Below are 6,873 nucleotides of genomic sequence, written 5' to 3'. Positions count from 1 at the left end.
ACACCGACCATCTCGACTGGTCCTTGCCCGCCCACCGTCGCGGGACCTTACGCGGCATGGATGCCGCGTAAGAGCTTACAAGGACGTACTTGCAGCGTGTCCCGCGATGGTGGGCGGGCAAGGGCCCCACAGCCAAGCCGCAGATCATCCGCCCTAAAAACTTAACTCTGCTGATGCCCCCCGGCGGCGCGGCATCCTGCGCGGCGAGGGCGCGCAGACGCTACAAGAACGTACTTGCGGCGTGCCCTGCGATGGTGGGCGGGCAAGGGCCCTGCAGCCAAGCCGCAGATCATCCGCTCTAAAAACTTAACTCTGCTGACGCCCCCCCGGCGTCGCAGCATCCGGCGCGCAGACGCTACTACAAGGACGTACTTGCGGCGTGTCCCGCGACGGTCGGCGGGCAAGGGCCCCACAGCCAAGCCGCAGATCATCCCCCTAAAAGCTTAACTCTGCTGACGCCACCCCGGCGGCGCAGCATCAGGCGCGGCGAGTGCACGCAGACGCTTGAACAGCACCGTGGTTTCAGCCACGTTCCAGACCCGCAGCGCGACCTCGAAGGTGTCCAAGGGCTTGGTCAAAAAATCCTTCGCGCCGAGGCCTAACGCGCGGTGGCGTGCGCTGCGGCTGGGGTCGGCGGTGAGCACGATCACCGGCAAAAAGTGGCCGGGGTCGGACAGCCGCGCCAGTTGTTCCAGCAGCGCGTAGCCATCCAGCTCTGGCATTTTCAGATCCAGCAAAATCAGGTCCGGCGCAAATGCAGACACCAGCCCCATCACCCGCAATGGGTCGGTGGTGGCGATCACCTGTTGGAAGCCTTCGCGCTGCAGCAGGTCTTCGAGCAACCGCACATTGGCCGGCTCGTCGTCGACGATGAGGATGCGGGAACCCAGGATTTCGTCGCGTGTCATGCCAGCAGCCCGTCGATCACAGTGAAGAATTCCGCCACATCGAGCGGTTTGGTCAGATACGCGCGTACGCCCTGATTGCCCACACGTGCCAATGTGGCAGTGGTGGCATCGGCGCTGATCACCACCACCGGCACCTCCGCAGTGGCCGGCTGGCTTTGCAACTCGCGCAGCAATTCTTCGCCGTTGCCATCGCTCAAATGCAGATCCAGCAGGATCAGATCCGGCAGGCCGTGCTGCAGCAGCTCGCGCGCCTGCGCCAGACTGGCCGCTTCGAGCAGCTGCCACTGCGGGCGACGCTCGCTGAGGGTGCGGATCAAGGCCTGGTTGGACGGATTGTCTTCGATGCTCAGCAACCGACACACACCGCTGCCGGCGTTGCTCGGCGGCAGGATTATGCTCGCCGGCTTGCTACGTTGCGGGTCACCCTGCGGTAGTGCGATCCAGAAGCGCGCGCCATCGCGGCTGCTGTCCACGCCGATGCGCCCGCCCATTGCCTCGATCAGGCGCTTGCTCAACGCCAGGCCCAGGCCGGTGCCTTCCACCGCCGAACGCTCCGCACCCAGCCGCTCGAACGGCGTGAACAGCCGCTCGATCTGCGCCGGCGTCAGCCCCGCGCCCTGGTCTGCAACGGTGATGCGCACCTGCTCGCCATCCGGCTGCGCGCTCACCTGCACCTGGCCGCCGGTGCGATTGAACTTGACCGCGTTCGACAGCAGATTGAGCAGCACCTGACGCAGCCGCTGCGCATCGGCGCGCACTGTCCACGGCCCGTCGATGGCGGCCGGTGGCAGCGCGATGCCGTACTTGTCCGCGTCCGGGGCGATCAGGCCCAAGGCTTCGTGCACGGCGGCACGCACCGAGATCGGTTCCGGGCTCAGATCCAGCTGATCGGCTTCGATACGCGCGATATCCAGCAGCTCGGTGATCAACCCCAGCAAGTGCCGGCCGGCACCGAGAATGTGTTGCAGATGGCGTCGATGCGCAGGTTCGGGCAGATCCATTTCCAGCACCTGCGCGTAGCCCAGAATCGCATTGAGCGGCGTGCGCAATTCGTGGCTGCTGCGCGACAGGAATTCGGTCTTGGCGCGGTTGGCGGTTTCGGCCTCGCGACGTGCCAATTGCGCTTCGGCCGCGCGCGCGGCGAGCAGTTCGCTGGCCTGCGCCAGGCGCTGACCGACCTGGCCCAGTTCATCGCCTGCACGCGGCTGCGGTGCCAGCGGCAAGCCTTCGCCCAGCCGATCCGCATTGGCCGCCAACGTGCGCAAGCGCCCGGACAACGCCGAGGCGAACCACGCCACCGCAAAGACCGCGCCCAGGCCACCGAGCATCGCCGCGCTCAAGGTGATGATGAGATTGCGCTGGCGCAGCCCCTGCGCCTTGGCGGTGCGTACCTGCAACTGCGCGGTTTCGTAGTTGCGCAGTTCGCGCAATTCGGCGCGCAGGATGTCGAGTTTGTACTTGCCGTCCCAGAGCTGGCGGATCTCTTCTTCGCGGCTCAGATCCGGTGCCAGCAAACGGCGCCAGCCCTGCATTTTTTCGGCAAATAACGGTTTGATGCGCGCAAACCGCTGCGCTTGCCCCGGGTCGGTGATGCGTTGCGACAGCCGCTCTGCCACGCGTTGCAGACGCGGTTCGGCATCGCGATACGGGGTGAGGAATTCATCGCGGCGCACCAGGCGATAACCGCGCACGCCGGCTGCGGTTTCTGCCAAGAGTGCGTGCGCTTCGTAGAGATCGCTCAGCACTTCAAGGGTCTGCCGCACATCGTTTTCGGCGGCGATGTTCTGCCGTTCCACGCTGTAGATCGCCATCAGTGCGACCGCCAGCAGCAGCAGCGGCAAGGTCACCACCGCCAGGCTCTTGCGGGTGATCGGCCAATCGTTCCAACGCACTGCCAAAGCATTCATAGCGCGAGTCCGGCATGGACCGCGTACACCGCGGCCTGGGTGCGATCTTTTACCTCAAGTTTCTGCAGGATTCGCTCCACATGCACTTTTACCGTGCCGGGAGAAATCCCCAGTTCAGCTGCGAGCGTGGCGTTGGTGAGCCCGCGCGGGAGCAGCGAGAGCACCTGTTTCTCGCGTTTGCTCAGCGCGCTGAGGCGATCGTCCTGCACCGGTTTACGCCGGCGCGTGGCGAGCGGTTTGGCCGGTTCGGCCACCATTGCCGGCAGCAATAGCGCGAACGCTTGCAGCGCCTGCACATCGTCGTTGCCGGGTGCGGGGCGGCTGTCGTTCCAGGCAACGCACAGCATCCCGTGGGTGGTACCCAGCGCATGGATCTGTACCTTGGCTTCGCGCATATCGGCCGGGCGCGGTGGCATCAACCAGCTCGCTTCATGGCTGTCGCCAGCAGCGCTGGCGCCGGGCGGCAGTGCGCGGCCGCGGCTGGCGAGTACCTGCGCGCGCGGCCCGCGTTGCGCCAGCACCGCGCCGTGTTCCAGGCCCAGCAACAGCAACACGCGTCCCAGCACCGCATCGCAGGCCTGCTCCGGGGTCTGTGCCTGCCGCAGCGCGACAGCGGTCTCCCAGAGCGCTTGCCAACGTGCGCTATCGGAGGCGTCGCGCCGTAGCGCAAGGCGCCAATCGCCAGCATTGGTGGGGGTTTCCATGTCTCGCCTCTAGGCCGATCAGCATATTTGAGTATATGCCACTCGGCAGAATTTTCGAGGCCGGGCGATTTCGATACTGAGCCTGCCCGATGAGGCACCCCCATCAACTACACGGAGATTCCCCATGCGTCGCACCTTTATCTCTCTGGTTCTGGCTCTGGCTGCCACCCCGGCGCTGGCTGGCGGCGTGATGCACTACACCGACAAGGCCAAGCTGCCTGCCGATGGCGAAGAGCGCGAAGTGGCGGCGTTGTTCGACACCTGGAACGCGGCGCTGGCCACCGGCAACCCGCACAAGGTTGCCGATCTGTACGCACCGGACGGCGTGCTGCTGCCGACCGTCTCCAATGAAGTGCGCGCTTCGCGGGCGCAGATCGAAAAGTACTTCGAGATGTTCCTGACCAAGAAGCCGCAGGGCGTCGTCAACTACCGCACCGTGCGCGTACTCGATGAAGACAGCGCGGTGGACGCCGGTGTCTACACCTTCACGCTGACCGACAAGGACGGCAAGAAGAGCAAGGTGCAGGCGCGCTACACCTTCGTGTACGAAAAGCGTGACGACAAGTGGCTGATCATCAACCACCACAGCTCGGCGATGCCGGAAGTGGACACCGCCACTGCCTCGTTGACCAAGAAGTAATGCCGTATTGGTCGTAGCGGCTTGAAAGCCGCTACGACCGGCGCCATCCAGCAGGCAACCCTTACACACGCGGGAGTTGCACCATGCTGGGAATCGGCGCCTTCAAGCAACGCATGCCACGTCCAGGCGAAGCACTACCGGGGCGCGAGCAAGCGCTGCCGCTGCACAACACGCACCTGATCAACGGCCATCCGTTGCGCGGGGAGTTCACCGGCTTGGCCCAGGTGCAATTCGGGCTTGGCTGCTTCTGGGGCGCAGAACGCAAGTTCTGGAACGTGCCAGGGGTGTACAGCACGGCAGTGGGTTACGCCGGTGGCGAAACGCCCAATGCCACTTACGGCGAAGTGTGTTCCGGGCAGACCGGCCACACCGAAGCGGTGCTCGTGGTCTATGACGCACAGGCGGTGTCGTTTGCTCAATTGCTGCGCACCTTCTGGGAAAGCCACGACCCCACCCAGGGCATGCAGCAAGGCAACGACGTCGGCACGCAGTACCGCTCGGCGATCTATTGCACGACACAGCAGCAATACGACGCTGCGCTGGCCAGCCGCGATGCATACCAGCAACAACTGGACGCAGCAGGGTATGGCGCAATCACCACGGAGATCCGTTTCCCGGCACCTACGTTCTATTACGCCGAAGACGATCACCAGCAATATCTCGCCAAGCATCCCAATGGTTATTGCGGGCTTGGCGGAACGGGAGTGAGCTGCCCGATCGGGCTGGATGCCTGACGGAAAGGCGGGTCGGATTGAGCGCTGTCATCCATTGTGGTGACGTGCCGATGGCCAACAGTGACCGGCAGCGTTATCACGATCAGGCAGCGCATGGGAGTGCATGCCAGGCAACTTGAATGGCTACGTTGGAGACAACGTGGCCATCTTTTTTTGTGGCGGTCGCAAGGCGATGCCGGCGACGCCGCGGCGGAGCAGCGATGCAATGCGTGCAGCGAATCAGCTGCGCCGGTTCGGATCCGCCGGCTCACATCTTCCAGGTCAGACGAACTCACCGGCGAACATGCCGCGCAATTGCGCGAGCATGTCGGTGCGTTCCGGATGCAGCAGTCGCATGCAGGCCAGCGCGAACCCGACCGGGCTGGTGCCGGGCGCGGTGATCACGCCGTCGGCAGCGACGACTTTTTCGTGGCGATAGTGTGCAGCGCCTGCATAAGGCACTACGTGTTCCTGCAGGAAGGCCAGTGCGTTGCTGGTGTGAGGGCGGTCGTCGAGCAAACCGGCATAGGCCAGTGCAATGGTGGCGCCGCAGATTGCAGCGACCGGGCGCTGCTGTTGCACGCGTTCTACCAACAGGCCGCTTAGTCCGGGAATCTCGCCGGCCTGCCAACGTTCGCTGCCAGGCAGGATCCAGAGATCGGCCTCCAGCGGTGCCAGATCGGAAAGCGCGAAGTCCGGTGTGATGCGCAAGCCGCCAATCGACTGCACCGGCTGGCCATCGATACTGGCGATGGCAACCTGGTCGCCGAACCACTCGCGCGCCGCCGGCAGTACGACGCCGATTTCCCAATCGGCTACGCCGTCGACCATCACCACTGCAATGTTTGCCATTGTCCGCTACGCCAGTTGAGGAATCCGGATTCTAGGCAGTGCGCGCGCGGCGGTTGTAAGCGTTGTGTGGAGGATGGCGCTGAACTAAATGCCAGAAACGACAACGCCCGCAGGCTAAAAAGCCGCGAGCGTTGGCGTCACACAACCGTGATAGGCAATCAGCCGGCGAGTTTGTCGGCGATGGTCTTGCGCAGCGCCTGCAGATCCTTGGCGAAGGTGTCGATGCCGCTGGCCAGCTTGTCGGTGGCCATCGGGTCGGCGGCTAGATCGTTGGCGAAGCTGTCGCTGTCGATCGGGGTGATCTGTGCGTTGTCTGCTTGCGCAGGCGAGAGCTTGCGCGGCAACTCACCATGTTCGGCGTCGAGCTTTTCCAGCAGCTCCGGCGAGATGGTCAGGCGATCGCAACCGGCCAGCGCTTCGATCTGCGCGGTGGAGCGGAACGAAGCGCCCATCACCACCGTGGACGAGCCACGCTGTTTGAATTCGTTGTACACCGTGCGCACGAACACCACGCCCGGATCTTCGTCGATGCTGGCCGGGGTCTGCCCCTGGGCGACGTAGTAATCCAGGATGCGGCCAACGAACGGCGAAATCAGGAACACGCCGGCTTCTGCGCAGGCCAGCGCCTGCGAGCGGTTGAAGATCAACGTGAGGTTGCAGTCGATGCCTTCCAGCTGCAGCTGGCGGGCCGCTTCGATGCCTTCCCAGGTCGCTGCAATCTTGATCAGGATCTTGTCTTTTGACACGCCGCGCTCGGCATACATCGCGATGAACTTGCACGCCTTGGCGATGGTGGCTTGGGTGTCGTGCGCCAGGTCGGCATCGACCTCGGTGGAGACGCGGCCCGGCACCAATTCGGACAGTTTGGTGCCCACGCCGATGGTGAGGCGGTCGGCCACTTCATTGACGGTGCTGGTGCGGTCTTCACCGCCGTGTTCGCGGCCCCAGGCCAGTTCGCGCTCAAGCAGATCGGCATAGACCGGCAGGTCCAGCGCTTTCTTGACCAGGGTGGGGTTGGTGGTGCAGTCGACCGGCTTCAGGCGCTTGATGGCGTCATAGTCGCCGGTGTCGGCAACGACGACAGACAGCTCACGCAGTTGAGCAAGCTTGGAGGGGGATGCAGTCATGCGGGTTCTCTCGAATCGTGGA

7 protein-coding genes are annotated in these 6,873 nt (G+C 64.2%); 2 read left to right on the top strand and 5 right to left on the bottom strand.

The window, feature by feature from the left end:
• Positions 1–443: 443 nt before the first annotated feature.
• Genes ABS769_RS11405 through ABS769_RS11395 form a run of 3 tightly spaced genes read right to left on the bottom strand, consistent with a single transcriptional unit; the run spans position 444 to position 3,519 of the window.
• The gene (locus ABS769_RS11405) at positions 444–908 is read right to left on the bottom strand and encodes a response regulator (protein ID WP_006452452.1); all 465 of its coding nucleotides are present in this window, start codon (positions 906–908) and stop codon (positions 444–446) included.
• Positions 905–2,815, bottom strand: a complete 1,911-nt coding sequence (locus ABS769_RS11400; RefSeq protein WP_317061783.1) for an ATP-binding protein — start codon at positions 2,813–2,815, stop codon at positions 905–907. The genes ABS769_RS11405 and ABS769_RS11400 overlap by 4 nt, the downstream gene beginning before the upstream one ends.
• A complete protein-coding gene (locus ABS769_RS11395; RefSeq protein ID WP_317061781.1) occupies positions 2,812–3,519 on the bottom strand; it encodes a helix-turn-helix transcriptional regulator in 708 nt (235 codons plus the stop codon). The genes ABS769_RS11400 and ABS769_RS11395 overlap by 4 nt, the downstream gene beginning before the upstream one ends.
• A gap of 124 nt (positions 3,520–3,643) precedes the next feature.
• Here ABS769_RS11395 and ABS769_RS11390 point away from each other — a divergent pair, with 124 nt between their 5' ends.
• Together ABS769_RS11390 and msrA are read left to right on the top strand one after the other, a co-directional pair.
• Positions 3,644–4,159, top strand: a complete 516-nt coding sequence (locus tag ABS769_RS11390) for an SgcJ/EcaC family oxidoreductase (RefSeq protein WP_104550462.1) — start codon at positions 3,644–3,646, stop codon at positions 4,157–4,159.
• Between the two features lie 83 nt (positions 4,160–4,242).
• Positions 4,243–4,893 (top strand): peptide-methionine (S)-S-oxide reductase MsrA, encoded by a 651-nt coding sequence (gene msrA / locus ABS769_RS11385; RefSeq protein WP_023902772.1) that lies wholly within the window; start codon positions 4,243–4,245, stop codon positions 4,891–4,893.
• Positions 4,894–5,154: 261 nt separating this feature from the next.
• Here the strand turns inward: msrA and ABS769_RS11380 are convergent, their stop codons facing one another.
• A complete protein-coding gene (locus ABS769_RS11380; protein WP_317061780.1) occupies positions 5,155–5,724 on the bottom strand; it encodes a type 1 glutamine amidotransferase family protein in 570 nt (189 codons plus the stop codon).
• 158 nt (positions 5,725–5,882) lie between these two features.
• A complete protein-coding gene (locus tag ABS769_RS11375; RefSeq protein ID WP_317061779.1) occupies positions 5,883–6,851 on the bottom strand; it encodes a transaldolase in 969 nt (322 codons plus the stop codon).
• Positions 6,852–6,873: the final 22 nt, after the last annotated feature.

The organism is Xanthomonas hortorum, assembly GCF_040279205.1.
Classification (GTDB): Bacteria; Pseudomonadota; Gammaproteobacteria; order Xanthomonadales; family Xanthomonadaceae; genus Xanthomonas; species Xanthomonas hortorum_F.
The sequence above is the reverse complement of the archived record's forward strand: the minus strand, read 5'-3'. Positions and strand labels throughout refer to the sequence as shown.

Coding starts and splice junctions, on each gene's coding strand:
- ABS769_RS11405 (WP_006452452.1), bottom strand. CDS start 908: ATGACACGCGACGAAATCCTGGGTTCCCGCATCCTCATCGTCGACGAC.
- ABS769_RS11400 (WP_317061783.1), bottom strand. CDS start 2,815: ATGAATGCTTTGGCAGTGCGTTGGAACGATTGGCCGATCACCCGCAAG.
- ABS769_RS11395 (WP_317061781.1), bottom strand. CDS start 3,519: ATGGAAACCCCCACCAATGCTGGCGATTGGCGCCTTGCGCTACGGCGC.
- ABS769_RS11390 (WP_104550462.1), top strand. CDS start 3,644: ATGCGTCGCACCTTTATCTCTCTGGTTCTGGCTCTGGCTGCCACCCCG.
- msrA (WP_023902772.1), top strand. CDS start 4,243: ATGCTGGGAATCGGCGCCTTCAAGCAACGCATGCCACGTCCAGGCGAA.
- ABS769_RS11380 (WP_317061780.1), bottom strand. CDS start 5,724: ATGGCAAACATTGCAGTGGTGATGGTCGACGGCGTAGCCGATTGGGAA.
- ABS769_RS11375 (WP_317061779.1), bottom strand. CDS start 6,851: ATGACTGCATCCCCCTCCAAGCTTGCTCAACTGCGTGAGCTGTCTGTC.